The sequence below is a fragment of the Dactylosporangium salmoneum genome (assembly GCF_039532525.1).
GTDB classification, from domain to species: domain Bacteria; phylum Actinomycetota; class Actinomycetes; order Mycobacteriales; family Micromonosporaceae; genus Dactylosporangium; species Dactylosporangium salmoneum.
Map to the genome: position 1 here is coordinate 70,489 of NZ_BAAARV010000145.1, position 23,805 is coordinate 94,293.

Genomic DNA, 23,805 nt, shown 5'->3' on the forward strand with positions numbered 1-23,805 from the left:
CCTGACCATCAGCACCGAGTGAGTGAACAGGGCCGGCCCGCGCGGGCCGGCCCTATTCGCCGAGCAGCCCGCGCTCGGCCATGAACGCGCGCAGCGTCTCGACGTCCTCGGCCGACATGTACTGCCGCGGGATCACGGTGGCCGGAATCCGCCCGACGTAGACGACCCAGAAGCCGGCCGTGTCCACCACCCGCGAGACCCCGTCCCACGCGATCCCGCCGGTCTCCGAGCCGCTGCGCATCATGATGTTGTCGTCGGTGATGTCGTAGTCGCCCTCGATGGCGTACCCGCTGGAGCGGCGGCGGGCCTTGGCGCGCACCCACGGCGCGTAGAGCATCGACAGCACGCCGCCGACCACCAGCGCGATGCTCAGCGGCTGGAACTTCTCACCCCATTCGGTCACCCGCGAGATCGCCAGCCCGATCACCCCGAGCCCGGCCAGCGTGGCGCCGATGTAGCCGTACCGCCGCAGCCTGACGCTGCTGAGGACCGCGGCCACCCGCCCCGGATAGGCGGGATCGGCCGGCACGTCGAATCGGATCTGCACGCGAGAACGATAGTGCCCCCGGCGCCGCCGGCGGGCGAGCAGGGGGTTGAGAAGAATCCTTTGCATAGGTATCTTCTCATGCGTGCGAATTCTGACCGATGTCGATGCGCTCAAGGCGCTCGCGCATCCATTGCGCCAGCAGATGCTCACGCGGCTGCAGCGGGGCGGGGCGGCCACCTCCGCTGAGCTGGCCGTCGAGTTCCAGGTCGACCGCGGGGCGGCCAGCTACCACCTGCGGCAGCTGGAGCGGTACGGGTTCATCGAGGAGGACGCCGGGCGCTCGGCCGGGCGGCGCAGGTACTGGCGGGCGATCCCCCAGGACGTGCGGCTGCCACGCCGGGCCGAGGACCCCGAGGTGGCGGCCGCCGCGGACGAGATCGGGCGGCTGTGGCTGGAGCGGGCCGAGCGGGAGCTCGCCGGGTACCTGGCCGACCGGGAGGCGTTCGGGGCGTTCGCCGACGCCGCCCAGCACTCGTTCGGCAGCACCGTGCTCACCGCGGAGGAGCTGACGCAGTTCGCCGAGGAGTACATCGCCCTGCTCTCCAGGTGGCACCGCGAGCCCGACCGCGCCTCGCCCGGCGGCCGGCCCATCTCGGTGGTCTTCCACGCGTTCCCGACGCCGTGACCGCGCTGCGGCGCAACCGGGACTTCGCCGTCCTGTGGGGCGGCCAGGTCGTCTCCACGCTCGGCGCCCAGGTGAGCGGGACGGCTATGCCGCTGTTGGTGCTCGCCACCACTGGGTCGCCGGCCGACGCCGGGCTGGTCGGGGCGGCCGGCCTGCTGCCGTTCCTCGTCGCCAACCTGCCGGCCGGGCCGCTGGTGGACCGGTGGGACCGGCGGAAGGTCCTGCTGGTCAGCGAGGTGATGGCGGGGCTGGCGGTGGTCAGCGTGCCGGTCGCGATGTGGCTCGGGGTGCTCACCGTCGCGCAGCTCGTGGCGGTGGCCTTCGCGCAGGGGCTGTGCCTGGTGTTCTTCGGGCTGGCCGAGCGGGCCGCGCTGCCGCTCATCGTGCCGGCCGCGCAGTTGCCGGCCGCGATCGCGCAGAACGAGGCGCGCGGGCGCGCGGCGGGACTGGCCGGGCCGCCGCTCGGCGGGCTGCTGTTCGGGGCCGGCGCGGCGCTACCGTTCCTGGCCGACGCCGTCTCCTACGCGCTGTCGGCGATCGGGCTGCTGTTCGTGCGCAAGAACCTCACCGGCGGCGCGCCGCCCGAGCCGTTGCTGCGGGCCGCCCTCAGCGGTCTGCGGTGGGTCTGGCGCAACCCGTTCGTGCGGACCGCGATCCTGCTCATCGCGGCGAGCAACCTGGTCTTCCAGGCGCTGCTGCTGGTCCTCGTGGTGCTCGCCCAGCGCCGTCACGCCGGGCCGGGCGGCGTGGGGCTGATGTTCGGCATCTACAGCGGCGGCGGGCTGGCCGGCGCGCTCGCCGCGGCCCGGCTGCACCGCCACCTCGCGGCGCGGACCGTCATCGCCGGCGTGAACTGGGTCTGGGCGGCGCTGCTGCCGCTGTTCGCCGTCGCCGCCGGGCCGGTCCAGCTCGGCCTGGTCGGTGCGGCGTGCGCCTTCGCCGGTCCACTGTGGAACGTCGTGGTGGTCTCCGAGGCGACCCTCCTGGTGCCCAACGAGCTCCTGGGCCGGGTCACCAGCGCGGCCATGACGATGTCGTGGGGAGTCATGCCGGTGGCGTCGCTGCTCGGGGGGTACCTCACCAGCTCCCTCGGCCCGGTCGGCGCCCTGTGGCCGCTCGAGGCGGTGCTGCTCGCGGCCGCCGTGGTGTCGCTCAGGGTGAGGACAGCATGACGCGGGGGAGCGCCCCGTGCGCTCCCCCTGACACGGGATGGGCTCAGACCGGCAGCAGCGAGGCGTCCGCCTCGGTCAGGACGAGCACGTCGCTGGTCAGCGGCGCGTAGACACGCCGTAGCAGGGCCGGGTCGCAGGCGCTGGCCACGGCGGCGAACACGGCCCGGGCCAGGCGCTCCGCGGCGGCCGGCGCGACATCGGCGCGCGCCGCGACGTCGGCGAGGAAGTCCACGTGTACCTCCTGGTCGTAGAGGTGCTGGAAGGCCCACAGCGGCTCGGCCAGCGTCGGCGGCAGCTCGGCGGCCAGCTGGTGCACCCAGCCGTCGGGCAGGCGGTTGGCCAGCGCGTGCAGCACGCCGTGCAGGGCGCGCCGGGCGCGCTCGGGGTCGGTGATGCCGGTCTTGTCGCGTACCTCCGCGATGAACACGTCTTCGTACATGCCGCGAACGCTGCCGGGCGCCCAGGTGAGCGGCCATCACTCGGCGCGGACGGGGCGGCGGCGGGACCCGGGTCACCCGGCCCGGGTGGGACCGCCTCACCCGCGCCTCGCCCAGCATTGCGGCGTACCTGCAGCTAAGCCTTGTGCTCAGCCGGCCGGGGCCCGCGCTTTTGGAGGCGTCACCATGACACTGCTGGTCACCCATCCCCGCCGGTCGCTGGGCATGCCCGTGACGGTCGGCGCGCCAGTCGACGTCGAGGAGACCGGCGACGCGTTCCGCATCGAGCTGGACCTGCCCGGCGTGGCCGCGCATGACGTGCAGATCGAGCTGCGCGAGAGCGAGATCCGGGTGTTCGGCACCTTCGGCGAGCGGCGCCGGGAGGGGATGCTGCGCCACCACGCGCGGCGGACCGGCGAGTTCGAGTACCTCATCGCCCTGCCCGGCGGCGTCGTGGCCGAGACGGTGACCGCGGACCTGGACGGCGGCGTGCTCACGATCGTGGCGCCCAAGGCGCGCGGTCAGCAGGCCCGCCGCATCGAGCTCAAGCCGTCCGGCACGAAGAAGTCCCACGCCAGGAAACCGGAAGCGACGGTCACCGACGCCACGATTCCCGACGACGGCAATCCCGGCGTCGTGATGCCCGACAACCCGGCGGCGGCGGCCAAACAGATGAAGGAGGGCCAATCGCGGCCCGGTGCGGCCGGGCCGTCCGGCACCGGCAGCACCGGCCAGGTCGGCCGCTCCTCGATGGGCTGACCCGACCAGGGCCTCCCGAGAGGACGGGCCGTCATGGCCGTCGGCGTCCGCGACCCCTACGAGGTGCTCGGCGTGGCCCGGGGCGCGGGGCGGGACGAGATCCAGCGCGCGTACCGGCGCCTGGCCCGCCGCTACCACCCGGACGTCAGCGCCGAGCCGGGCGCGGAGGAGCGGTTCAAGGAGATCACGGCGGCGTACCGGGTCCTGGCCGACCCGAAGCGCCGGCGCGAGTACGACGCGGGGCGGCGCAGTCATCAGCGGTACCACGGCGGTATCGACATCGACCTGTCGGGCGGGCTGTTCCGCGGTGCGCGCGGCGCCGACGCACGGGCCGAGCTCACCATCGGCGTCGAGACCGCCTACACCGGCGGGCGGCGGCGGGTCACGCTGCCGGGCCCCGCGGGACGGCCGAGACAGTACGACGTGGACGTGCCACCCGGCGTCGTCGAGGGCGAGCGGCTGCGGCTGCCCGGCCAGGGCGCGCCAGGCACCCGGGGCGGGCCGTCCGGCGACCTCTTCCTGGTCGTACGGCTGGCCCCGCACCCCCGGTTCAAGGTGTCCGGCCGCGACGTCATGGTCGAGGTGCCGCTCAGCCCGTGGGAGGCCGCGCTCGGCGCGGTCGTGCCGGTCGGGCTGCCGACCGGGCCGCTGCGCCTGGACGTGCCGGCGGGCTCGTCCTCGGGCCGCCGCCTGCGCCTGCGCGGGCAGGGGCTGCCCAACCCGCACGGTCCGGCCGGGGACCTGTTCGCGGAGATCCGCATCGTGGTGCCGGAGCGGCTCACCCCCGGCGAGCGCGCCCTCTACCGGTCGCTCGCCCGCGAGTCGCCCTTCGACGCCCGGCTCACATAGTTCGCGAAGCGAGCGGGACGAACATGCCCGCGAAGCGACAAGCGGGACGAACGCCCGTGAAGCGACAAGCGGGACGAACGCCCGCGAAGCGACAAGCGGGACGAACGCCCGCGAAGCGACAAGCGGGACGAACGCCCGCGAAGCGACAAGCGGGACGAACATTCTGGAGGGGATCACATGCTCAAGAGGGAAGCGTGGCTGCTCGGCATCCGCGGCGTGCTGGCGGTCCTGTTCGGCATCGTCGCGGTGATCTGGCCCGGCCTCACGGTGCTCGCGCTGGCCCTGATCTTCGGCATCTTCGCCATCGTCACCGGAGTGGAGCAGCTCGTGCACGCCTTCCGTCCGGCGCCCGGCCCGTCGAACGTGGTGACTGGGTTCGCCGACGGCACCAGCCCGCGGCTGGCCCGGGGCATGGCCGGCGTGGTCGGCATCGTGCTCGGCGTGATGGTGCTCGTCTGGCCGGGACTCACCGCCGTGGTGCTCGCCATCCTGGTCGGCGTCTGGGCGGTGGTGACGGGCCTTTCGGACCTGTGGCTGGCCACCCGCCAGCACGGCGGCTGGTCGCTCGCGCTCATCGGCGCGCTCGCCATCGTGGCCGGCCTGTTCATCATGATCCGGCCGGCCGCCGGTGCCCTGGCCATCGCCTGGGCGATCGGGATCTACGCGATCGTCAGCGGCATCCTGCTGCTGGTCGCCGCGTACCAGCTCACGCACCAGGGCACGGGCCGCGGGCACATGGCCGCGGCGCACTGACGATCGGGGGCATCGGGGGCGGCGCGGCCGGGAAGCACGGGCCGCGCCGCCCGCGTGCCCGCTACCGCGCCGCCGGCCCGGCGGGGCGCAGCAGGAGCAGGACGACCACGCCGGCGACGCCGGCCAGGGCCGCGCTGGTCAGGAAGATGCGGTCCAGCCCGGCGGCGTAGGCGGCGCGCAGCGCGGCGGCCGGTGCCGTGCCGAGCAGCTCGCGGTAGCCGCCGCCGGCCAGGCGCCGCCCGGCCGGGTCGTCGCCGAGCACCTCGCCGGCGCGGCCGGCGACGACGGTGGCGAAGACGGGCAGGGCCAGGGCGTAGCCGAGTTGGCGGAACGTGTTCGACGCGCCGTTGGCCATGCCGGCCCGCTCCGCGGGCACCACCGACAGGGCCGCCGAGGCGAGCACCGGCGTGCTCAGCCCCACCCCGATGCCGGTCACGCACAAGCCCGGGGCCAGCGCCACCCAGCCGGAGTCCGGCCCGACCAGCATGCACAGCGCGGTCCCGGCGGCGACCAGCAGCAGGCCCCAGCCGATGCTGTGCCGCGGCGGCACCCCGTGCAGCAGCCGCCCGCCGGCCCCGGCGACCACGAACGCGACCACCGCCATCGGGGCCAGCACCAGGCCGGCGGCCATCGCGCCGAGGCCGAGGACCGACTGCGCCCACAGCGAGACGAACACCAGGTTGGCGAAGGCGGACGCGGTCAGCGCCGCCGCCCCGAACATCAGCGCGGCGAAGGACGGCCGGCGAAACAGCCGCAGGTCCAGCATCGGCTCCGGGCGGCCCCGCTCGATCAGGACGAACCCGGCGGCCGCGGCGGCGCCGGCGGCGAGCGCGGCGACGGTCCACCGGTCCGACCAGCCGGCGGAGCCGGCGCGGATGAGGCCGTACACCACCAGCGCCGAGGCCACCGTGAAGCTCACCACGCCGGGCGCGTCGATGCGGCCCGGGCCGCGGCCCCGCCCGCCCGGCAGCGCGACGCGGGCCAGCAGCGCGGCGACGGCCGCGACGGGCAGGTTGACCAGGAAGATGGAGCGCCAGCCGGCGTGCTCGGTGAGCAGGCCGCCGAGGATCGGGCCGGCCGCGGCGGCGGCCCCGTTGGCCGCGCCCCACACGCCGAAGGCCACCGAGCGGTCCCGGCCCGAGTAGGTCAGGCCGAGCAGGGCGGCGTTCGTGGCGTACATGGCGGCCGCGCCCAGGCCCTGCACGCCCCGCGCGGCGATGAGCACCCCGGCGTCCGGGGCCAGCCCGCAGGACAGCGACGCGGCGGCGAAGACCACCAGGCCGGTGACGAAGACCCGCCGGTGGCCGAGCCGGTCCGACAGCGAGCCGGCCGCCATGAGCAGCGCGGCCAGCACCAGCACGTACAGGTCCACGGTCCACTGCAGCGCGGCGAACGACGAGTGCAGCTCCCGGGCCAGGTCCGGGGCGGCGACGCTGACGATCGTCAGGTCGATCAGCAGCATGAAGGTGCTCAGCGAGACCGCGAGCAGGGGCAGCCATTTGCGCATGATCGCCACCGTGCCGCCCGCCCGTCCCCGGCGGCGGTTTCGCGGGCAGATCCGGCGGAATCCGGCACGCTGCTACGGTCTGGCGGTGGATCCACTCACCATGGACGAGCTCGACCGCGCCCTCGCGCACGCGCTGCAGGTCGACGGGCGGGCCCCGTTCAGCCGGATCGCCGAGGTGCTCGGCGCCTCCGACCGCACCCTCGCCCGCCGGTACCGCCGGCTGCGCTCCGCCGGCGCGCTGCGCGTCGTCGGCCTGCCGCACGCCGCCGCGGTCGGCGCCGTGGACTGGATGGTGCGGATGCGCTGCACGCCCGACGCCGCCGGCCCGGTCGCGCACGCCCTCGCGCGGCGGGCCGACACCTCCTGGGTGACGATCATGTCCGGCGGCACCGAGATCAACTGCATCACCCGGAGCCGCCGGGCGGCCCGGGAGGGCGAGCTGCTGCTACAGAAGCTGCCCCGCGCGCCCCGCGTCACCGACGTCTCCGCGCACTGCATGCTGCGCGCGGTGGCCGGGGTGAGCGGCTGGCCGGGCCGCACCGCCGCGCTGGAGGCGGCCCAGATCGCCGCACTGCAGCCGCAGGACGGCCCGCCGGCGCGCCCGGTCACGCCCACGGCGGCCGACGAGCCCCTGTTCGCGGCCCTCGCGCGCGACGGGCGGGCCGCGCTGCCGGCCCTCGCGGCGGCCACCGGCTGGTCGGAGACGACGGTGCGCCGGCGCCTCGAGGAGCTTCGCCAGGGCCGGATCCTGTACTTCGACGTCGACGTCGACCCGGTGCTGTTCGGCTACACCGCGCAGGCCTCGCTCTGGCTCACCGTCGCCCCGTCGGCGCTCACCCCGGTGACCGAGGCCCTCGCCCGGCATCCGCAGATCGCGTTCGCCGCCGCCGTCACCGGGCCGGCCGGCGTCGCCGCGTCCGTCGTGTGCCGGGACCTCGACGAGCTGTACGAGTACCTGGCCGAGGGCGTCGGCGGCCTCCACGGCGTGCTCTCGGCCGAGCTGACCCCGCAGGTGCGGCTGGTCAAGGGGGCGGGTGCGCTGCTGCTGCCATGATGGGGGAGTGGTGGCCCGCTGGGTGTTGCTCGCCGCCGGCGCCGCGGCCCTCGCGGGTGGCCTCGCCGGGCTGCTCGCCCGCGCCGGCATCGTCGCCGCCTACGCCCTGGCCTACGACGGTGGCGCCGGACCGGCCCGCGGCCACGCCGCCGTGCTGGTCGGCGCCGGCCTGGGGGCGGCCGCCGCGGGATGCTGTGCCTACGCGGCGGCCGGGGTGCGCCAGGGCCGGCGGGCCGCGGCCTGGCTGGTCTGCGCGCTGCTCGCCGGTGGGCTGAGCCCCGTGGTCTTCGGCGGCGGCACCATCGTCGCGCCCCGGATCGTCGGGGCGGGGGCCTCCTCGGCCGAGATCGGCGCCGACCTGCGGGCGCTGGCCCCGCGCTGGTACGTCCCGGCCGTCTCGGCCCTGGCCTGCTTCGGCGCCGTCGCCGCGCTGGTCGCCGCGCTGCTGCTGTTCCTGCCGCCCCGGCTACTGGGCGAGGCCGTGGGAGACGTGGGCCTGGACGATCCGCCAGCCGCCGGGGAAGCGGACCCACGTCTGTGACTGCCTGCCCGGGCGGTCCCGCGCGCCCGGGTAGTCGAACATCGTGGTCACCGTGGCCAGGTCGGGGCCGAAGGCGGTGACCCGGGTGTCGTAGAGGCGCCGGCCCGGCGGCAGCGGCGGCTGGGCCGTCCGCCAGGCGTGCAGCTCGGCCGCGCCGGTCTGCCGGTCGGCCACGCCGAAGCGGGTCACCCGCGAGGAGTCCCAGAACCAGCCATCGAGCGCCCCGACGTCGCCGGCCACCAGCGCCTTCTCGTAGCCGGTGAACGCGGCCGTCACCTCGGCCACCACGTCGGGGCGATCGATGTCCACTGTGGATCCTCCTACGCCGCGACGGGCTCGGGTTCGGGGGCCGCCTCGCCGTGCAGGCGGTCCAGCTCGAGCTCGTCGGGCTCCTTGGGCCGCGGCGCGGGCCGGGTCAGCGCGAACAGCCCGCACACCACCGCGATGAAGAGGTAGCCCAGCGCCACCGGGCCGTTGGCGTTCCACGCCACCTTCTCGGCGTGCATGAGCCCCACGAAGCTCAGCAGCGCCCCGGCCGCGGCGAAGACCCCGGCGTGGACGAAGCGCTTGTCGATGACGAAGGCGACGATCGAGCCGAACACCAGGCCGGCCAGGATCGCGCCCTGGCCCAGCGTGAGCAGGCCGGTGTAGACCACGCCGTTGCCCTCCAGGGCCGCCTCCCCGACCTTGGCCGCGTTCGTGCCGGCCGCCGCGAGGGAGTTGTCGATCTGGCCGGTCGCCCACTGCGCGATGTTGGGCACCAGCGCCGCGATGACCGCCGCCGCGTGCGCCTTGGGCGTGAACTGGAACGCCTGGGCGCCGATGAGCAGGCCGATGTACAGCAGGATGGGCACGATCGCGGGCATCGGGAAGATCGCCCCGAGCAGCCCGAACATGCTCAGGAAGCACAGCACCGCGATGACGATGCCGGTCGCCATCGAGTAGCCGTTGCGCCCACCGGCCTTCTTCCAGCCGGGGTGGCCGACGTAGACCGCCGGCGGGAACGGCGAGCCCAGGGCCGAGCCGATGATGGCGCCCGCCCCGTCGGCCAGCAGCACGCTGCGCAGGTTGTAGTTGTCGCCGGCCGCTGCCGCGCTCTCCACGTTGGACATGCCCTCGGTGAAGTTGTAGACGCCCAGCGGGATCGCGGTGGCCAGCAGCGGCGCCACGTCGGACAGCCCGGAGAAGAGCAGGCCGAGGTGGACGCCGGGCAGCGCGAAGCCGATGTCGTGGGCGGCGCCGCTCACCGCGTTGCCGTCCATCGCGCCGCCGATCCAGCCGATCGCGGTGCCCAGCAGCAGCGCGGCCAGGCCGATCGGGAAGTTGCCGGGCAGCCTGGTGTCGGTCAGCAGGCCGATGAGCAGCAGCGCGAAGACCGGCAGCGCGACCCAGGCCAGGTTCCACATCCGGGCCGCCGGCAGCATCGAGATGAACGTGACGGAGATGCCGGCGAGGGTGCCCAGCAGGGCCGCCCGCGGCGCGTACCTGCGGATGTACGGCCCGACGAAGGCGCCGATCAGCACGATGACGCCGATGATGAACGCCCAGGCGAGGCCGGCCTTCCAGGCCTTCGTGGCGTCCTGCGTCCTGAGGTACACCGGCAGCATGATGACGAAGATGACGATGAACATGTGCGGGACGCTGGGCCCGTAGGGCAGGGCCGTGACGTCGGTGCGGTGCTCCCGCCGGGCGAGGCGACGGGCCAGGAACGTGTAGTACACGTTGCCGGCCACGAGCGCGATGCCGAGCGCGGGCAGGATGGCGTGGAACACGTCGTGCTCGGACAGCTTCACCACGCCGAGGCAGAGCGCGGTGAGGGTCAGCACGTTCACGAGCACGTTGACGCCGAAGCCGAAGAAGGCGTTCGTGTCGCCGCGCACCCACCAGGGAATCTTCAGATCCATCTCAGGTCCTCGAAAGCGTCGTGTGCAGGGCGGCGATGAACGCCGGGGACGAGGCGACCCAGCCGAAGATGCCGCCCTGGGCGGCGATCATCCGCAGGCCGGTCGCCTGGAACTCCGGGAAGTACGACCCGACGCAGTCGGCCAGCACGAGGCACTCGTAGCCGCGGTCGTTCGCCTCCCGGACGGTGGTGTGCACGCAGACCTCGGTCGTCACGCCGGTGACCACGAGGCTGCGGATCCCCTTGGCGGTCAGCAGGTCGCCGAGCCCGGTCGCGTAGAACGCGCCCTTGCCCGGCTTGTCGATGACCGGCTCGCCCGGGGCCGGGGCGAGCTCGTCGATGATGCCGTGGCCGTGCTCGCCGCGGATGAGGATGCGGCCCATCGGCCCGGGGGCGCCGATGCGCAGGCTCGGGTCGCCGCGGTTGAGCTTCGCCGGCGGGCAGTCGGAGAGGTCGGGCAGGTGCCCCTCGCGGGTGTGCAGGATCATCAGCCCGGCCGCCCGGCAGGCCGCGAGCAGCCGCGCGGTCGGCTCGATGGTCCGCCGCAGCTGCGACACGTCGTTGCCGAGCGTCTCGCCGAAGCCGCCCGGCTCCATGAAGTCGCGCTGCATGTCGATGACGATGAGCGCGGTCGTCGCCGGGTCGAACGCGTACGGCCCGGGCAGTGCGTCGAGAACGGCCACTGTGGACAACTCCTCGAGGTCAGCTGGAGGTCGCCGCGATCACGTCGCCGGACGTGGCGACGCAGCCGAAGACCCCGCCCTGCATGGTGACCATGTGCAGCGCGGCGGCGTGGTTGGCCGGGTCGGTGGCGCCGGTGCAGTCCGAGAGGATCAGGCACTCGTAGCCCCGGTCGTTCGCCTCGCGCATCGTGGTGTGCACGCAGACGTCGGTGGTGATGCCGGTCAGGACGAGGTGCGTGATGCCGCGGGTGCGCAGCACCAGGTCGAGGCCGGTGGCGTAGAACGCGCCCTTGCCGGGCTTGTCCACCACGACCTCGCCGGGGGCCGGGGCGACCTCGGGCACGATCTGCCAGCCCGGCTCGCCCTTGACGAGGATCCGCCCGCACGGCCCGGCCGAGCCGATCTCGGCGCCGATCCGCGCCGAGCGCCAGCGCTTGTTGGCCGGCAGGTCGGACAGGTCCGGGTCGTGGCCCTCCCGGGTGTGCACGACCAGCATGCCGAGGCCGCGCACGTGGTCGAGCAGCTTCGCGGTGGCCGGCAGCCCGGCCCGGGTCAGCCCGATGTCGTAGCCCATGCTGTCGACGTAGCCGCCGGGGCCGCAGAAGTCGGTCTGCCAGTCGATGCACAGCAGTGCCGTGCGCTCGACCGGCACCTGCCCGTCGTAGGGCCAGGCGTACGGCCGCGCGCCGGCGACCGGCCCGATGGTTGCGCTCATCGTCCCTCCTCATCGGTGTGTTGGTGCGCCCGCCACCCGCCGCCGGCGGTGATGTCCAGCGCGCCCGCCTCGCACAGGAAGCCCTGCACGTCGTCGCCATCCACTGTGGACACCACCCGCCCGGACCCGGCCGTGTCGGTGCCGAGCGCGAACGCGACCAGCCCGGCCGCCACGGCCACGGCCGGCCCGCTGCTGGAACCGCCGGCGATGAGCCCGCCGCCGAGGACGCTGCGCGGGACGCCGAAGGGCGAGCGCGTCCCGGTCGGCCCGGTCGCGAACTGGTCGAGGTTCGTCTTGCCGGCCAGGATCGCCCCGGCCTCCAGCAGCCGCTCGACCACGGGCGCCGAGCGCGCCGCCGGGTACCCGGACGCGGGGCACGCCGCGGTGGTCACCGTCCCGGCCACGTCGATGTTGTCCTTGACCGCGAACGGGACCCCGTAGAGGGGGAGGTGCTCCTTGCCCTGGAGTTCCGCGGCCCGCCGGCGCAGCTCGTCCGGCCCGGCCCGGCTGATCCACACCCCGTCCGGCGAGGGTGCCGCGAGCACCTGCTCGACCACGTCGGTGGGCCGCAGCGCGCCGCTGCGGTACGCGGCGAGGAGCCGCGCGATCCCGGTCCCTGTGGCGGTGCTGGTCATACTGTCGATTGTCGACAATTGAATTACATGGACCGCCGCCGTTTGTAACGCATCGATGTCCGGCAGCTCACCGGCCCGGCGTCCGGTCCCAGAGCCGCCGCAGCCACGCCGGCCGCGCCCGGCCCGCCCGGGCCGGCTCGCCCCAGATCCCCGGCGTGACCACGTCGGCCTCGTCCAGCGTGTCCGGCCCGACGCTCCAGGCGCCCGCGATGTGCATGACGTCCTCTTCGCGGCCGGCGCTCGCCCGGAAGGCGTCGTACTCGTGCTCGCTCCACGAGTCGAGCGGCACCGCCCCCACGCCCAGGACCCGCTCCGCCGGGGTGGGCGAGCCGACCGCGAGGACCACCTCGTCGTCGCCCGTGTACGCGTACGCCCGCTCGAGCGTGCCCCCGCGGGCCAGCGCCCACGCCACGTAGTGCACGCCGCGGTGGGAGGCGAAGAACTGGACCTCGCCGAGGCGGGCGCTCAGCGCGGCCAGCCAGGCCGGGAAGCCGGCCGTCCAGGGGCCGAAGCCCGGCTCCAGATGATGCAGCCCGTGCGCGAGGGTCCAGCCGGCCCGCGCCGCGACCACGTACACGCCGCGCCGGTAGGCCTCGTCCGTGCCCTCGTCCCAGCCCGCCGCCCGCCGGCCGGCGAGCCCGAGCGCGTCGGCCACGGCCTCCACCGGCCGCTCGCGGACGGCCAGCCACGAGGTCTTGTACGAGAAGCCTGGCATGTCGTGTCCTTCCGGCCCGCCGGGTCGGCGACAGGCCGGGGGCAACCGTCAGTTCGGGCGCAGTGGGCGGCCCTGGCCGTCGACCGGGCGGCCGGCGAGCATCATGATGCCGTCGATGACGAACCACAGCCACAGGCCGCCGGTGACCAGGAACGGGATCAGCAGGAAGAAGCCGCAGATGAAGGCGACCCAGCCGACCGCGATGCTCAGGATCAGCTGCGTCACGCCGAGGGCGATGTTGCCCGCGTAGAGCCGGCCGATGCCGCCGACGGCGAAGAACAGGGCCGGGAGCAGCTGCAGGAGGCCGGCGATGAGCTTGGTCTTGTCGGAGTACGGCTGGCCGGTCAGCGGGTCGTAGGCCGCCATCATGGCGACGGGCTGGGCGTAGCCGGGCTGCGCGTAGGGGTTCTGACCATAGGGGTCGTAGCCGCCCGACGTCGGCGCGCCCGAGACCGGGGGCATCTGGTAGGCGGTGTTGTACGGCTGGCCGGACGCGGGCGGGCTCGACATCGGCGGCGCCGACATGGGCGGCGGCGGCAGGGCGGGCTGGCCATAGGGGTCCGACTGGTTGTAGGGCACCGGTTGGCCGTACGGCGACGGTTGGCCGTACGGATCCTGCTGCCCATACGGATTGGGGGATCCATACGGTGGCTGCGTCATGTCGTGCAGGCTACAACGCTCGTCCGAGACTTTCCGCCCCCGGTTCGGCTGTGACGCGGTCGACGGTTCGCCCGACTTCCCTGGCCCGGGCGTCGCCCAAAAGAATGATCGGCATGGACTTCGACGGCCGACGGCCGGTGCGCACCACGTTCCGCCTGCTCGCCCCCGGGAAGTGGCGCCTGGCCGCGGCGACGCTCGCGTTCGCCGTCAAGGACAGCCCGATCTGGCTGTTGCCGCTGCTCACCGCCAACATCATCGACGTGGTCGTGCAGCACCGCCCGGTCGCCCAGCTGTGGCTCAACGCCGCGGTGCTCGCGGTGATCCTGCTGCAGAACATCCCCATGCACATGCTCTGGGTCAGGCAGATGAGCCTGATCGTGCGCCACCTGGGCACGGACCTGCGCTCCGACCTGGCCGGGCGCCTGCAGCAGCTGTCCATCGCGTTTCACACCAAGGCCGGCGCGAGCCTGTTGCAGACCAAGCTCGTGCGCGACGTCGAGAACGTCGAGATGATGCTGCAGCAGGTGGCGGCCAGCGGTACCTCCGCGATCCTGACCCTGCTCGGCGCGCTCACGCTGACCGCGTTGCGGGTGCCGCAGTTCGTGCCGCTGTTCCTGCTCGTGGTGCCGTGCACCGCCGGCCTGGTCGCGATGGTGCGCCGCCGGTCGGGGGCGCGCAACGAGGAGTTCCGCCGCCGGGTCGAGGAGCTCTCCGCGCGGGTGGACGAGATGGCGCACCTGATGCCGATCACCCGGGCGCACGCGCTGGAGCAGGAGGCGGTACACCGGATGCGCGGCACCGTCGAGGAGGTCCGCGCCGCCGGCCTGCGCCTCGACATGGTCAACGGCCGCTTCGGCGCCATGTCCTGGGTGACCTACCAGCTGCTCGGCGCCGCCTGCCTGGTCGCCGCCGGCTGGGCCGCCTGGTCCGGCTTCGCCCCGGTGAGCGCGGGCGACGTCGTGCTGCTCAGCACGTACTTCGCGGTGCTCACCAGCTCGGTCATCGGCCTCTTCGGCCTCGCCCCGATCATCACCAAGGGCCTGGAGTCGATCCGCTCGATCGGCGAGGTCCTGTCCGCCCCGGACCTGGAGCTGAACGAGGGCAAGCAGCGCGTCGCCACCGTCCGCGGCGCGATCGCGCTCGAGGGCGTCGGCTACCGCTACCCGGACTCGCCCGCGCCTGCCCTGGCCGGCATCGACCTGACCGTCGCCGAGGGCGAGACCGTCGCCTTCGTCGGCCCGTCCGGCTCGGGCAAGTCGACCATGCTCAACCTGCTCATCGGCTTCATCCGCCCGAGCGAGGGCCGGGTCCTGCTCGACGGCGAGGACATGGAGCGCATCGACCTGCGTTCCTATCGGAAGTTCGTGTCCGTGGTACCGCAGGAGCCCGTGCTGTTCGACGGCACCATCTGGGACAACGTCACGTACGGGCTGGCCGGCCAGACCGAGGAGACGGTGACCCGGGCCCTGCGCGACGCCAACGCGCTGGAGTTCGTCGAGGACCTCCCGCACGGCTGGGACACCGTGGTGGGGGAGCGCGGCGCCCTGCTCTCCGGCGGCCAGCGCCAGCGCCTGGCCATCGCCCGGGCCCTGGTCCGCGACCCGCGCGTGCTGCTGCTCGACGAGGCCACGTCGGCCCTCGACAGCGAGTCCGAGGCGCTGGTCCAGGAGGCGCTGACCCGCCTGATGCGCGGCCGCACCACGTTCGTCGTCGCCCACCGCCTGGCCACCATCCGCGGCGCCGACCGCATCGCCGTGCTCGCCGGCGGGCGCCTGGCCGAGCTGGGCACGCACGAGCAGTTGCTGGCGGCCGGGGGGCTTTTCGCCCGGCTGCACGGACTCCAGTCGGTCTGACCGGATCTGCGACACTGTGCCGATGAGTGGCACCGAGGCGCTGGCCAGCGCGAGCCTGGTCGAGCTCGCGGTGTCCCGCCTGACCCGGGAGATCCTCGGCGGCGGCACCGAGCCGGGCGAGCGCCTCGTCGAGGAGCAGCTGACCCGCCGCTTCGGCATCAGCCGCGCCCCGCTGCGCGAGGCCCTGCGCCTGCTGGCCCAGCAGGGCCTGGTCGAGCACATGCCGCGCCGCGGGGTGCGGGTCGCCATCCTGTCCGACGCCGACATCCAGGAGCTGTACGCGGTCCGCGACGTCCTGGAGCGCCACGCGGTGACGACCACCCCGCCCGGCGCCGACCTGTCCGGCATCACCGCCGCCATGAAGGCCGTCCAGGAGGCCGGCTCCCGCGGCGACCTGTTCGACGTCGCCACCGCCCACCGCGAGTTCCACGTGGCCGTGGTGGCGCTGGCCGGCAACCGCCAGCTGACGCTCGTGTACGAGTCGGTCCTGGTGAAGATCCAGCTGTACATGGCGATGAACCTGCGCCGCGAGGCCCAGGTGGCCCGGCCGCACGACGGCGTCCACCGCCACGAGCGCCTCTTCGACGCCGTCTGCGCCCGCGACCCGGCCGCCGTCCTGGCCGCGCTCGACGAGCACGGCGCACGGTTCTACCTAGGGGCCTAGGGGCGCAGCCCGTCCAGGAAGACGCCGACCAGGCGCCGGCCGTACCCGGCATCCCGGCCGGGCACGGGCTGGCACAGCAGCGCCACGGCGTGCAGGACGTCCTCGGCGCCCACGTCGGCCCGGACGTCGCCGGCCGCCGCCGCGGCCCGGATCAGCCCCTCCAGCACGGGCCCCATCCGGCGGTAGAAGTGCTCGCGCAGCTCCTGGTGGGCGCTGTCGGCCGCGTGCAGGGCCGAGGCGAGCCCGATCTTGGTCGCGACGAAGTCCGTGTAGTGCCGGACCCACTCGGCGAGGGCCACGCCGGGCGGGTTGGCCGCGGCGAGCGCCGCGCCCGCCTCGGCGCAGGCGTCGATCTCGTGCTCCAGCACGGCGATGACCAGATCGGAGCGCTGCGGGAAGTGCCGGTACAGCGTGCCCACCCCGACGCCGGCCCGGTCGGTGATCTCCTTCGCCGGCGCGTCCACGCCGGACGTGGCGAGCACGTGCTTGGCCGCCTCGAGCAGGGCGTCGAGGTTGCGCCGCGCGTCGGCGCGCCGCGGTCGCGGCACCGGGTTCTCGGTCAAGGCGTCTGCGTCCTTCGCTTGCGTAATCGGAAAGTCTTTCCGTATCGTAGGTGGAAGAGCTTTCCGGTTCCACGATACGGCACGAAGGAGCCCGCGCATGTAGTACCGCACCTTCGGCCGGACGGGCATCAAGGTCAGCCCGTACGCCCTCGGCACCCTGATGTTCGCCACGTCCGTCGGCAACGCCGACCCCGCCGACTCGGCCCGCGTGCTGCACAAGGCCCTCGACGCCGGGATCAACTTCGTCGACACCGCCGACGCCTACGGCGACTCGGAGGAGGTCGTCGGCCGGGCGCTCAAGGGCCGCCGCGACGACGTCGTCCTCGCCACCAAGTTCGCCCGCCCGCCCTGCAGGTCCCGGGCCCGCGCCGCCGCCCCGCCGCCGAGCGCTCGGCGGCCTGAGGCGGCCTAGGGCCGCACGCCGCGGATGGAGGCGTCCAGGACCTCCGCCGTGTGCGCCAGGCGGATCGAGCCGCCGAGCCGCCGTACCGCCGCGGAGATCTGCATCAGGCAGCCGGGATTCGCCGTGACGAGCAGCGAGGCCCCGGTCGACAGCACGTCGCGCGCCTTGCGCTCGCCCAGCTGCGCCGCCGGGGCCGGGTTGAGCACGTTCCAGATCCCGGCCGAGCCGCAGCAGATCTCGCCGTCCGGGATCTCGCGCAGCTGCAGCCCCGGAATGGCGCGCAACAGGGCGCGCGGCTGGGCCCGCACCCCCTGGGCGTGGGCGAGGTGGCAGGCGTCGTGGTAGGCCGCCGTCACGGGGACCGGGTGCCGCGGCGCGACCGTCCCCAGCGCGGCCAGGAACTCCGACAGGTCACGGACCTTCGCCTGCAGCGCGGCGGCCCGCGGGTCGTCCGGCAGCAGCGACGCGATCTCCTTCAGCGCCGACCCGCACCCGGCCGCGTTGACCACCAGGGCGTCGACGCCGGCGAAGGCGTCCAGCAGCGCACCGGCGAACCGGGCCGCCTCCGCGCGGCGGCCGCTGTGCAGGCTCAGCGCGCCGCAGCAGCCCTGGTCCGGCGGGATGACCACGTCGCAGCCCTCGGCGGCGAGCACCCGCGCGGTCGCGGCGTTCACCGACGGGAAGAACGCGTGCTGCACGCACCCGGTGAGCATGCCGACGCGGGCCCGCCGCGGGCCGACAGCGCTCACCAGCGAGGGCAGGGGCGCCGCGCGGCGCGGGGGCGGGGCCAGGTCCACCAGCGTGCGCAGGGCCGCGGGCAGTCGCCCTTTGAAGGGCAGACCCAGCCATCGGTACGTCACGAGCGGCGCCTTGGCCAGCGCCAGCCGGCGGCGGTAGGGGAACAGCGCGAACACGGCGGCCCGCAGCGCCCGGCCGGCGGGCGGGCGCACCTCCTCCACCATGCCGCGGGTCTCGGTGATCAGCTTGTCGTACTGCACGCCCGACGGGCACGCCGTCACGCAGGCCATGCAGCCCAGGCAGGCGTCGAAGTGGCCGGCCATAGCGGGGCCGATCGGCTCGCCCTGGGTCTGCTGGAGCATGAGCTGGATGCGCCCCCGCGGCGAGTCCATCTCCTCGCCCCACAGCACGTACGTGGGGCAGGTGGGCAGGCAGAATCCACAGTGGACACAGTCGCCGATGAGCTCGGCGCGCGACTCGGTCATCAGATGCCCCCGACGAAGCGGCCCGGCGCCAGTGTGCCGGCCGGGTCGAACTGCTCCTTGACCCGGCGCATGAGGTCGAGGCCGTCGACGTGGCCCCAGACGTCGACCCGGGCCCGTACCGCGGGCGGGGCGGTCAGCACCACGCAGTGCCCGGCGCCGGCCCGGGTCGCGGCGCGCAGGTCGCTCACCACGCCGGCCACCACCCCGGGGTCGGTGCCGGCGGGCAGGCCCGCGTAGAGCACCCCGGTGCCGGCCGAGCCGCGCACCCACAGCGGCACGTCGTGCAGCTGCGCGGTCACGCCGGCCGCGGTGAGCAGGTACGGCACCCGCGACAGCGCGCAGGTCAGCTTGATCCCGACGTCGCCGGCCGCCCACGGGTAGGCGCCCCAGCCCGCCGGCGGCGCCTCGTCCTGCGCCGCGTCGCCGCCGAGCAGCTTCTCCAGGTCGGTGGCGCGCCGCTCGACGCCGGCCGGCACGCCCTCGACGAGCGCGGTGACCGTGAGCGGGGCGCCGCCGGGCGGCATGTCGACCTCGAGGGCGCTGGGCACCACCTGCGCGCCGAGCACCGCGGACAGGGCCCGGGCGGCCTCGTCCATGCCGTCGGCGCGGGCCGACACGAACCGGGCCGCGGCGGGCAGCGGGTGCAGCCGGAAGGCGCACTCGGTGATGACGCCCAGGGTGCCGTACGACCCGGCGACGAGCTTGCCGAGGTCGTACCCGGCGACGTTCTTCACCACCTTGCCCCCGGCCCGGGCCACCACCCCGTCGGCGCGCACCACCGTGACCCCGATGAGCAGGTCGCGCACGGTGCCGTAGAGCATCCGGCGGGGGCCCGAGACGTTGACCGCGACGGTCCCGCCGACGGTCGCCCCGGGCAGCGGCTCGTCCAGCGCCAGCTGCTGGCCGGCCGGGCGCAGCGCCTCCTGCACCTCGCGCAGCGGCGTGCCGGCCCGCACGATCGCCACGAGGTCCCCGGCGGCGTGCTCGACCAGGCCGCGCACCCCGCCCATGTCGAGGATCAGGTCGAGCCGGTGCGGCGGCAGCGCCCAGTCCTGGCGGGTGCCGGCGCCCCGGGCGACCAGCGCCAGCCCCTCCTCGGCGGCGCCGCGGACCACGGCGGCGACCTCCGCGGTGGAGGACGGGGTGGCCACGGCCGCGGCGGGCACCCCGGCGATCTCGTCGACGACCGTCACCGTCAGAACACCTCCACGCCAGCGTCGTGCCAGGGGTTCGGGCCCTTGCGCCGGCCGGGCACCTCGCCGCACAGCCGCGGCGTCGGGAACACCTTGCCCGGGTTGGACAGGCCCCTCGGGTCGAACGCGCAGCGGACCAGCTGCATGGTGTCGAGGTCCTCCTCGGAGTACATCCGCGGAAGATGCTTGGCCTTGTCGACCCCGACACCGTGCTCGCCGGTGATGGAGCCGCCGTGCTCGACGCAGATGTCGAGGATCGCCCCGGACACCGCCTCGGCCCGCTCGGCCTGGCCCGCGACCGCCTCGTCGAACAGCACCAGCGGGTGCAGGTTGCCGTCGCCGGCGTGGAAGACGTTGGCCACCCGCACGCCGTGCTCGCGGGCCAGCTCGCCGATGCGCGTGAGCACCTGCGGCAGCGCGGTGCGGGGGATGACCCCGTCCTGCACGATGTAGTCGGGGGAGATGCGCCCGACCGCGGCGAACGCGGACTTGCGGCCCTTCCAGAACAGCGCCCGCTCGGCGTCGTCGGCGGCGATGCGGATCTCGAAGGCCCCGTGCCGGCGGCAGAACTGCTCGACCGCGGCGAACTGGGCGTCGACCTCGGCGGCCGGCCCGTCGAGCTCGACGATGAGCACCGCGCCGGCCCCCTCGGGGTAGCCGCAGTGCACCGCCGCCTCGGCCGCCTCGATGGCCAGCGCGTCCATCATCTCCACGGCGGCGGGCACCACCCCGGCGGCGATGATGGCCGAGGTGGCCGCGCCGGCCTCGTCGGTGCCCGCGAACGCGGCGAGCAGGGTGCGCACGGTCTCCGGCAGGCGCACCAGCCGTACCGTCACCTCGGTCGCGATGCCCAGCGTGCCTTCGGAGCCGACGAACGCGCCGAGCAGGTCGTAGCCGGGGGCGTCCGGCGCCCGCCCGCCCAGCCGGACCAGGTCCCCGTCCGGGGTGACGATCTGCAGCCCGGTGACGTGGTTGGCCGTGAAGCCGTACTTCAGGCAGTGCGCCCCGCCCGAGTTCTCGGCCACGTTCCCGCCGATCGAGCAGATCTGCTGGCTGGAGGGGTCCGGCGCGTAGTAGTACCCGTGCGGGTTGGCCGCCCGGCTCACCTGCAGGTTGATGACGCCGGGCTCGAGCACGGCCCGCTCGTCCTGCGGCGCCATCTCGACGATGGAGCGCAGCTGGGAGGTCACGATGAGAGCCCCGTCGGCGTGCGGCAGCGCCCCGCCGGACAGCCCGGTGCCGGAGCCGCGGGCCACGAACGGCACCCCGTGCGCGACGCAGGCGCGCACCACGGCCGCGCACTGCGCGGCGGTGCGGGGCAGCAGCACGATGCCCGGCACGACCCGGTAGTGGGTCAGGCCGTCGCACTCGTACGTGCGCAACCGGGACCGGTCCGTGATGATCTGGTCCGGACCGAGCACCTCCCGCACCGCCGCGGCGAGCGCATCGACGGTCATGGCATACGTTCGTACGCTGGAATCGTCAGGAAGTCCACAAAATCATCGGCCACGGCCACCTCCATGAAAAGTTCGCGGGCGGCGCCGAGGTCCCCGCCCAGCCCGGCCAGCTCCTCGTCCGCGATCCGCTCGACCAGCTCCCGCGTGACCCGCTCGCCGGTGTCGTCGAGCGCCACGTCGTTGTGCAGCCACTGCCAGACCTGCGAGCGGGAGATCTCGGCGGTCGCCGCGTCCTCCATCATGTTGTTGATCGCCACCGCGCCGGTGCCCTTGAGCCAGGCGTCGAGGTACTGCACGCCGACGCTGACCGCGTTGCGCAGGCCCTCCTCGGTGCGCCGCCCCGGCGTGGCGCCCACGGCGAGCAGGTCCTCCGCGGTGACCGAGACGTCCTCGCGGAGCCGGTCGAGCTGGTTGGGCCTGTCCCGCAGTACGCCGTCGAAGATCTCCCGGCAGACCGGCACCAGGTCGGGGTGGGCCACCCACGACCCGTCGAAGCCGTCGCCCGCCTCCCGCCGCTTGTCCGCGCCCACCTTCTCCAGCGCGACCCGGTTCACCCCGGGGTCGCGCCGGCTCGGGATGAACGCCGCCATCCCGCCGATCGCGTGCGCGCCCCGCTTGTGACAGGTGCGCACCAGCAGCTCGGTGTAGGCGCGCATGAACGGCACGGTCATCGTCACCGTGTTGCGGTCCGGCAGCAGGAAGTCCCGGCCGCGGGTGCGGAACTTCTTGATGACGCTGAACATGTAGTCCCACCGCCCGGCGTTGAGCCCGGCGGAGTGCTCGCGCAGCTCGTAGAGGATCTCCTCCATCTCGAAGGCGGCCGGGAACGTCTCGATCAGCACCGTGGCCCGGATCGTGCCGGTCGGGCGGCCGAAGCGCTCCTCGGCGAAGGCGAACACGTCGTTCCAGAGCCTGGCCTCGAGGTGGGACTCCATCTTCGGCAGGTAGAAGTACGGCCGGGTGGCGAGGTGGTTGTGGAAGAAGTACAGCCCGAAGTCGGTCAGCGAGCCCGACGACGGCGCCCCGTCGACCAGGATGTGCTTCTCCGGCAGGTGCCAGCCGCGCGGGCGCATCACGATGGTCGGCCGGGGGCCTTCACCGAGGGTGTACCGCTTCCCCTCCGGCGAGGTGTAGGACAGCGAGCCCGCGATCGCGTCGCGCAGGTTGAGCTGCCCCTCCACCACGTTCTGCCACAGCGGCGTGTTGGCGTCCTCGTGGTCGGCCAGCCACACCTTGGCACCGGAGTTGAGCGCGTTGATGGTCATCTTCGCGTCGGTCGGCCCGGTGATCTCCACCCGCCGGTCCTCCAGGCCGGGCGCCGGCTCGGCCACCCGCCACTCGGCCTCCCGCACGTCGCGGGTCTCGGGCAGGAAGCCGAAGGTGGCGCCGGCGGCGAGCGCGGCCTCGCGCTCCTTGCGCAGGGCGAGCAGTTCCAGTCGCCGCCCGTCGAACGCGCGGTGCAGATCTGCCAGGAAACTCAGAGCTTCTTCGGTGAGGATCTCGGCGAAGCGGTCGCCGAAGGGTCCGGTAGTCTCGACGCCCGTAGCGTTGCCCATACGACCGACCTTAGGCCATATCGTCCGGTACCCCGTGCGTGCCGATCGGCGTGTGGTATGGGAAGCTCTGCGCGAACGAATCTCAGGTCCGTCTTCGTAAAGGGCCGTCCACCAGGGGAGTCGACGAACGTGAGCGATCGGGGCAGGAACCGCCGCCCGGCAGCAAGGTCGACCAAGGCCACCCCGCCGAACGCGGAGGCTGCGCCGGAGGAGTCGACCGAGCTCGAGGAGCCCGTAGTCGAGGAACCGTCGGCCGAGGAGGAGTCCTCGCCGGACGCCTCGGAAGCTTCGGACGCCTCGGAAGCTTCGGACGCCTCCGAAGCTTCGGACGCCTCGGACGCCGAGGAGTCGACGGACGGGTCCGACGAGTCGTCCGGGAAGCCGGACGACGAGGGCAAGGCCAAGAGCAAGGCGCCGGCGCCGCTCACCAAGGCCGAGAAGCGCGCCGCCTCCAGGGTCGCCGCCCGCAAGGCCGCCCGCCGCCGCCGCACCGGCCAGGCGATCGCCGGCACGCTCATCGTCCTGCTCGCCATCGGCGGTGCGTTCGCCGGCGTGTACTACTTCGGCAACCGCGCCGAGCAGAAGAAGAACGAGTGCAAGAAGCCGGACCAGCAGAGCTTCCCGCCGATGCTGGGCGGCTTCGACAAGCGCCTCGCCGACGAGCCGAAGGTCGACGTCGGCGGCGACAAGCGCGTCGGCGTGCGTGAGGTCAAGGTCCTCATCCAGGGCAACTGCAAGACCGTCAAGCCCGGCGACACCGTCGTGGTCAACTACGTCGGCGCCACCTACAAGGACGGCAAGGTCTTCGACTCGTCCTGGACCCGCAAGCAGACGTTCCCGGTGGCGGTCGGCATGCTGGAGAGCGGCGGGCAGCAGCAGGTCATCGAGGGCTGGGACCGCGGCCTGGTCGGCCTGAAGGTCGGCAGCCGGGTCATCCTGGACATTCCGGCCAAGGAGGCGTACGGCGACACCCCGCAACAACAGGGTGCGCCCGTCGGCGACCTCAGGTTCGTGGTCGACATCCTCGACATCCAGGCGGCCGACCCGACCGGCGGCCTGAACATGGGCGGCAACTGAGCCGCCGGCCAAGCGAGCGAACCGCCCGGCAGGCTTTCTGCCGGGCGGTTTTTCGTTTCCCGATAAGCCCGACTTTTTTTCTTTCACGTCTCGAATCGGCCTAAACTGCGCAAACCGATAAGTCGGGCGCTGGCGCGCCACGACTTATCGGATATATGCCCCGACGGGCGAAAAGTCCGAAAAGTCGCGGCACGGAGTGCCCGGCTGTTCGAACAACCGACTTATCGCAGTAAGCGGACTTTTCAGGCACGCGGCCCGGGT

General features: G+C 73.9%; 25 protein-coding genes and 1 pseudogene. 11 read left to right on the forward strand and 15 right to left on the reverse strand.

Annotated features, from left to right (window positions below; translation table 11 throughout):
* Nucleotides 1-52: 52 nt before the first annotated feature.
* Nucleotides 53-547, reverse strand: coding sequence for a YcxB family protein (locus tag ABD352_RS56840; RefSeq protein ID WP_344621036.1), 495 nt, complete (start codon nt 545-547; stop codon nt 53-55).
* Between the two features lie 82 nt (nt 548-629).
* Between ABD352_RS56840 and ABD352_RS56845 the strand changes: the two genes are divergently transcribed.
* Both ABD352_RS56845 and ABD352_RS56850 read left to right on the forward strand, forming a co-directional pair.
* Complete coding sequence (locus ABD352_RS56845; protein ID WP_344621037.1) at nt 630-1,172, forward strand: ArsR/SmtB family transcription factor; 543 nt, start codon at nt 630-632, stop codon at nt 1,170-1,172.
* Nucleotides 1,169-2,344, forward strand: a complete 1,176-nt coding sequence (locus ABD352_RS56850; protein ID WP_344621038.1) for an MFS transporter — start codon at nt 1,169-1,171, stop codon at nt 2,342-2,344. The genes ABD352_RS56845 and ABD352_RS56850 overlap by 4 nt, the downstream gene beginning before the upstream one ends.
* 43 nt (nt 2,345-2,387) lie before the next feature.
* Here the strand turns inward: ABD352_RS56850 and ABD352_RS56855 are convergent, their stop codons facing one another.
* The gene (locus tag ABD352_RS56855; RefSeq protein WP_344621039.1) at nt 2,388-2,783 is read right to left on the reverse strand and encodes a DUF2267 domain-containing protein; all 396 of its coding nucleotides are present in this window, start codon (nt 2,781-2,783) and stop codon (nt 2,388-2,390) included.
* A 184-nt stretch (nt 2,784-2,967) separates the two neighbouring features.
* Here ABD352_RS56855 and ABD352_RS56860 point away from each other — a divergent pair, with 184 nt between their 5' ends.
* From ABD352_RS56860 to ABD352_RS56870, 3 genes are all read left to right on the forward strand, one after another.
* Nucleotides 2,968-3,540, forward strand: coding sequence for an Hsp20/alpha crystallin family protein (locus ABD352_RS56860; RefSeq protein ID WP_344621040.1), 573 nt, complete (start codon nt 2,968-2,970; stop codon nt 3,538-3,540).
* A gap of 33 nt (nt 3,541-3,573) precedes the next feature.
* The gene (locus ABD352_RS56865; RefSeq protein WP_344621041.1) at nt 3,574-4,389 is read left to right on the forward strand and encodes a DnaJ C-terminal domain-containing protein; all 816 of its coding nucleotides are present in this window, start codon (nt 3,574-3,576) and stop codon (nt 4,387-4,389) included.
* Between the two features lie 177 nt (nt 4,390-4,566).
* Nucleotides 4,567-5,142: an HdeD family acid-resistance protein gene (locus ABD352_RS56870; protein ID WP_344621042.1), complete on the forward strand. Its 576-nt coding sequence runs from the start codon at nt 4,567-4,569 to the stop codon at nt 5,140-5,142.
* Between the two features lie 61 nt (nt 5,143-5,203).
* On the opposite strand, the gene ABD352_RS56875 is transcribed toward ABD352_RS56870, so the two are convergent.
* Entirely contained in the window at nt 5,204-6,649 is a 1,446-nt protein-coding gene (locus ABD352_RS56875) for an MFS transporter (RefSeq protein ID WP_344621043.1), read from the reverse strand.
* 85 nt (nt 6,650-6,734) lie between these two features.
* Here ABD352_RS56875 and ABD352_RS56880 point away from each other — a divergent pair, with 85 nt between their 5' ends.
* Nucleotides 6,735-7,703, forward strand: a complete 969-nt coding sequence (locus tag ABD352_RS56880) for an Lrp/AsnC family transcriptional regulator (RefSeq protein WP_344621044.1) — start codon at nt 6,735-6,737, stop codon at nt 7,701-7,703.
* 7 nt (nt 7,704-7,710) lie between these two features.
* Nucleotides 7,711-8,244, forward strand: a complete 534-nt coding sequence (locus tag ABD352_RS56885) for a hypothetical protein (RefSeq protein ID WP_344621045.1) — start codon at nt 7,711-7,713, stop codon at nt 8,242-8,244.
* Here ABD352_RS56885 and ABD352_RS56890 read toward each other — a convergent pair.
* The 7 genes from ABD352_RS56890 to ABD352_RS56920 all read right to left on the reverse strand — a co-directional run bounded on the left by ABD352_RS56890 (nt 8,170) and on the right by ABD352_RS56920 (nt 13,555).
* The gene (locus ABD352_RS56890) at nt 8,170-8,553 is read right to left on the reverse strand and encodes an AtzH-like domain-containing protein (protein ID WP_344621046.1); all 384 of its coding nucleotides are present in this window, start codon (nt 8,551-8,553) and stop codon (nt 8,170-8,172) included. The genes ABD352_RS56885 and ABD352_RS56890 overlap by 75 nt on opposite strands.
* Before the next feature lie 11 nt (nt 8,554-8,564).
* Nucleotides 8,565-10,148, reverse strand: a complete 1,584-nt coding sequence (locus ABD352_RS56895) for a SulP family inorganic anion transporter (RefSeq protein WP_344621047.1) — start codon at nt 10,146-10,148, stop codon at nt 8,565-8,567.
* A 1-nt stretch (nt 10,149) separates the two neighbouring features.
* On the reverse strand, nt 10,150-10,830 hold the full coding sequence (locus tag ABD352_RS56900; RefSeq protein ID WP_344621048.1) for a cysteine hydrolase family protein: 681 nt from the start codon (nt 10,828-10,830) through the stop codon (nt 10,150-10,152).
* Nucleotides 10,831-10,849: 19 nt separating this feature from the next.
* Nucleotides 10,850-11,545 (reverse strand): biuret amidohydrolase, encoded by a 696-nt coding sequence (gene biuH / locus ABD352_RS56905; RefSeq protein ID WP_344621049.1) that lies wholly within the window; start codon nt 11,543-11,545, stop codon nt 10,850-10,852.
* Nucleotides 11,542-12,180, reverse strand: coding sequence for an amidase family protein (locus ABD352_RS56910; RefSeq protein ID WP_344621050.1), 639 nt, complete (start codon nt 12,178-12,180; stop codon nt 11,542-11,544). Before ABD352_RS56910 ends, biuH begins: the two co-directional genes overlap by 4 nt.
* 67 nt (nt 12,181-12,247) lie before the next feature.
* Nucleotides 12,248-12,895 (reverse strand): hypothetical protein, encoded by a 648-nt coding sequence (locus ABD352_RS56915; protein WP_344621051.1) that lies wholly within the window; start codon nt 12,893-12,895, stop codon nt 12,248-12,250.
* Nucleotides 12,896-12,943: 48 nt separating this feature from the next.
* The gene (locus tag ABD352_RS56920) at nt 12,944-13,555 is read right to left on the reverse strand and encodes a TM2 domain-containing protein (RefSeq protein ID WP_344621052.1); all 612 of its coding nucleotides are present in this window, start codon (nt 13,553-13,555) and stop codon (nt 12,944-12,946) included.
* Between the two features lie 113 nt (nt 13,556-13,668).
* Here ABD352_RS56920 and ABD352_RS56925 point away from each other — a divergent pair, with 113 nt between their 5' ends.
* Together ABD352_RS56925 and ABD352_RS56930 are read left to right on the forward strand one after the other, a co-directional pair.
* Nucleotides 13,669-15,408: an ABC transporter ATP-binding protein gene (locus tag ABD352_RS56925; protein WP_344621053.1), complete on the forward strand. Its 1,740-nt coding sequence runs from the start codon at nt 13,669-13,671 to the stop codon at nt 15,406-15,408.
* Between the two features lie 22 nt (nt 15,409-15,430).
* Nucleotides 15,431-16,072, forward strand: a complete 642-nt coding sequence (locus tag ABD352_RS56930) for a GntR family transcriptional regulator (RefSeq protein WP_344621054.1) — start codon at nt 15,431-15,433, stop codon at nt 16,070-16,072.
* Here the strand turns inward: ABD352_RS56930 and ABD352_RS56935 are convergent.
* Complete coding sequence (locus ABD352_RS56935) at nt 16,069-16,635, reverse strand: TetR/AcrR family transcriptional regulator (RefSeq protein ID WP_344621055.1); 567 nt, start codon at nt 16,633-16,635, stop codon at nt 16,069-16,071. The two genes, ABD352_RS56930 and ABD352_RS56935, sit on opposite strands and share 4 nt — an antisense overlap.
* 127 nt (nt 16,636-16,762) lie before the next feature.
* On the opposite strand from ABD352_RS56935, the pseudogene ABD352_RS56940 reads away from it, so the two are divergent.
* Nucleotides 16,763-16,981: pseudogene (locus tag ABD352_RS56940) on the forward strand (aldo/keto reductase); the annotation flags it as partial.
* A 62-nt stretch (nt 16,982-17,043) separates the two neighbouring features.
* Here ABD352_RS56940 and ABD352_RS56945 read toward each other — a convergent pair.
* Genes ABD352_RS56945 through aceB form a run of 4 tightly spaced genes read right to left on the reverse strand, consistent with a single transcriptional unit; the run spans nt 17,044 to nt 22,467 of the window.
* Nucleotides 17,044-18,261 carry a (Fe-S)-binding protein gene (locus ABD352_RS56945; RefSeq protein WP_344621057.1) on the reverse strand — a complete coding sequence of 406 codons (1,218 nt, stop codon included), beginning with the start codon at nt 18,259-18,261 and terminating at the stop codon, nt 17,044-17,046.
* Nucleotides 18,261-19,454: an FAD-binding oxidoreductase gene (locus ABD352_RS56950; protein WP_344621058.1), complete on the reverse strand. Its 1,194-nt coding sequence runs from the start codon at nt 19,452-19,454 to the stop codon at nt 18,261-18,263. Before ABD352_RS56950 ends, ABD352_RS56945 begins: the two co-directional genes overlap by 1 nt.
* Nucleotides 19,455-19,456: 2 nt before the next feature.
* Nucleotides 19,457-20,911 (reverse strand): FAD-linked oxidase C-terminal domain-containing protein, encoded by a 1,455-nt coding sequence (locus tag ABD352_RS56955; protein ID WP_344621059.1) that lies wholly within the window; start codon nt 20,909-20,911, stop codon nt 19,457-19,459.
* Nucleotides 20,908-22,467, reverse strand: coding sequence for a malate synthase A (gene aceB, locus ABD352_RS56960; protein ID WP_344621060.1), 1,560 nt, complete (start codon nt 22,465-22,467; stop codon nt 20,908-20,910). Before aceB ends, ABD352_RS56955 begins: the two co-directional genes overlap by 4 nt.
* A gap of 129 nt (nt 22,468-22,596) precedes the next feature.
* Here aceB and ABD352_RS56965 point away from each other — a divergent pair, with 129 nt between their 5' ends.
* Nucleotides 22,597-23,544 carry an FKBP-type peptidyl-prolyl cis-trans isomerase gene (locus ABD352_RS56965; protein ID WP_344621061.1) on the forward strand — a complete coding sequence of 316 codons (948 nt, stop codon included), beginning with the start codon at nt 22,597-22,599 and terminating at the stop codon, nt 23,542-23,544.
* The last annotated feature ends 261 nt before the right edge of the window (nt 23,545-23,805 follow it).

Coding starts and splice junctions, on each gene's coding strand:
- ABD352_RS56920 (WP_344621052.1), bottom strand. CDS start 13,555: ATGACGCAGCCACCGTATGGATCCCCCAATCCGTATGGGCAGCAGGAT.
- ABD352_RS56860 (WP_344621040.1), top strand. CDS start 2,968: ATGACACTGCTGGTCACCCATCCCCGCCGGTCGCTGGGCATGCCCGTG.
- biuH (WP_344621049.1), bottom strand. CDS start 11,545: ATGAGCGCAACCATCGGGCCGGTCGCCGGCGCGCGGCCGTACGCCTGG.
- ABD352_RS56910 (WP_344621050.1), bottom strand. CDS start 12,180: ATGACCAGCACCGCCACAGGGACCGGGATCGCGCGGCTCCTCGCCGCG.
- ABD352_RS56925 (WP_344621053.1), top strand. CDS start 13,669: ATGGACTTCGACGGCCGACGGCCGGTGCGCACCACGTTCCGCCTGCTC.
- ABD352_RS56870 (WP_344621042.1), top strand. CDS start 4,567: ATGCTCAAGAGGGAAGCGTGGCTGCTCGGCATCCGCGGCGTGCTGGCG.
- ABD352_RS56895 (WP_344621047.1), bottom strand. CDS start 10,148: ATGGATCTGAAGATTCCCTGGTGGGTGCGCGGCGACACGAACGCCTTC.
- ABD352_RS56915 (WP_344621051.1), bottom strand. CDS start 12,895: ATGCCAGGCTTCTCGTACAAGACCTCGTGGCTGGCCGTCCGCGAGCGG.
- aceB (WP_344621060.1), bottom strand. CDS start 22,467: ATGGGCAACGCTACGGGCGTCGAGACTACCGGACCCTTCGGCGACCGC.
- ABD352_RS56945 (WP_344621057.1), bottom strand. CDS start 18,261: ATGACCGAGTCGCGCGCCGAGCTCATCGGCGACTGTGTCCACTGTGGA.
- ABD352_RS56955 (WP_344621059.1), bottom strand. CDS start 20,911: ATGACCGTCGATGCGCTCGCCGCGGCGGTGCGGGAGGTGCTCGGTCCG.
- ABD352_RS56855 (WP_344621039.1), bottom strand. CDS start 2,783: ATGTACGAAGACGTGTTCATCGCGGAGGTACGCGACAAGACCGGCATC.
- ABD352_RS56865 (WP_344621041.1), top strand. CDS start 3,574: ATGGCCGTCGGCGTCCGCGACCCCTACGAGGTGCTCGGCGTGGCCCGG.
- ABD352_RS56930 (WP_344621054.1), top strand. CDS start 15,431: ATGAGTGGCACCGAGGCGCTGGCCAGCGCGAGCCTGGTCGAGCTCGCG.
- ABD352_RS56875 (WP_344621043.1), bottom strand. CDS start 6,649: ATGCGCAAATGGCTGCCCCTGCTCGCGGTCTCGCTGAGCACCTTCATG.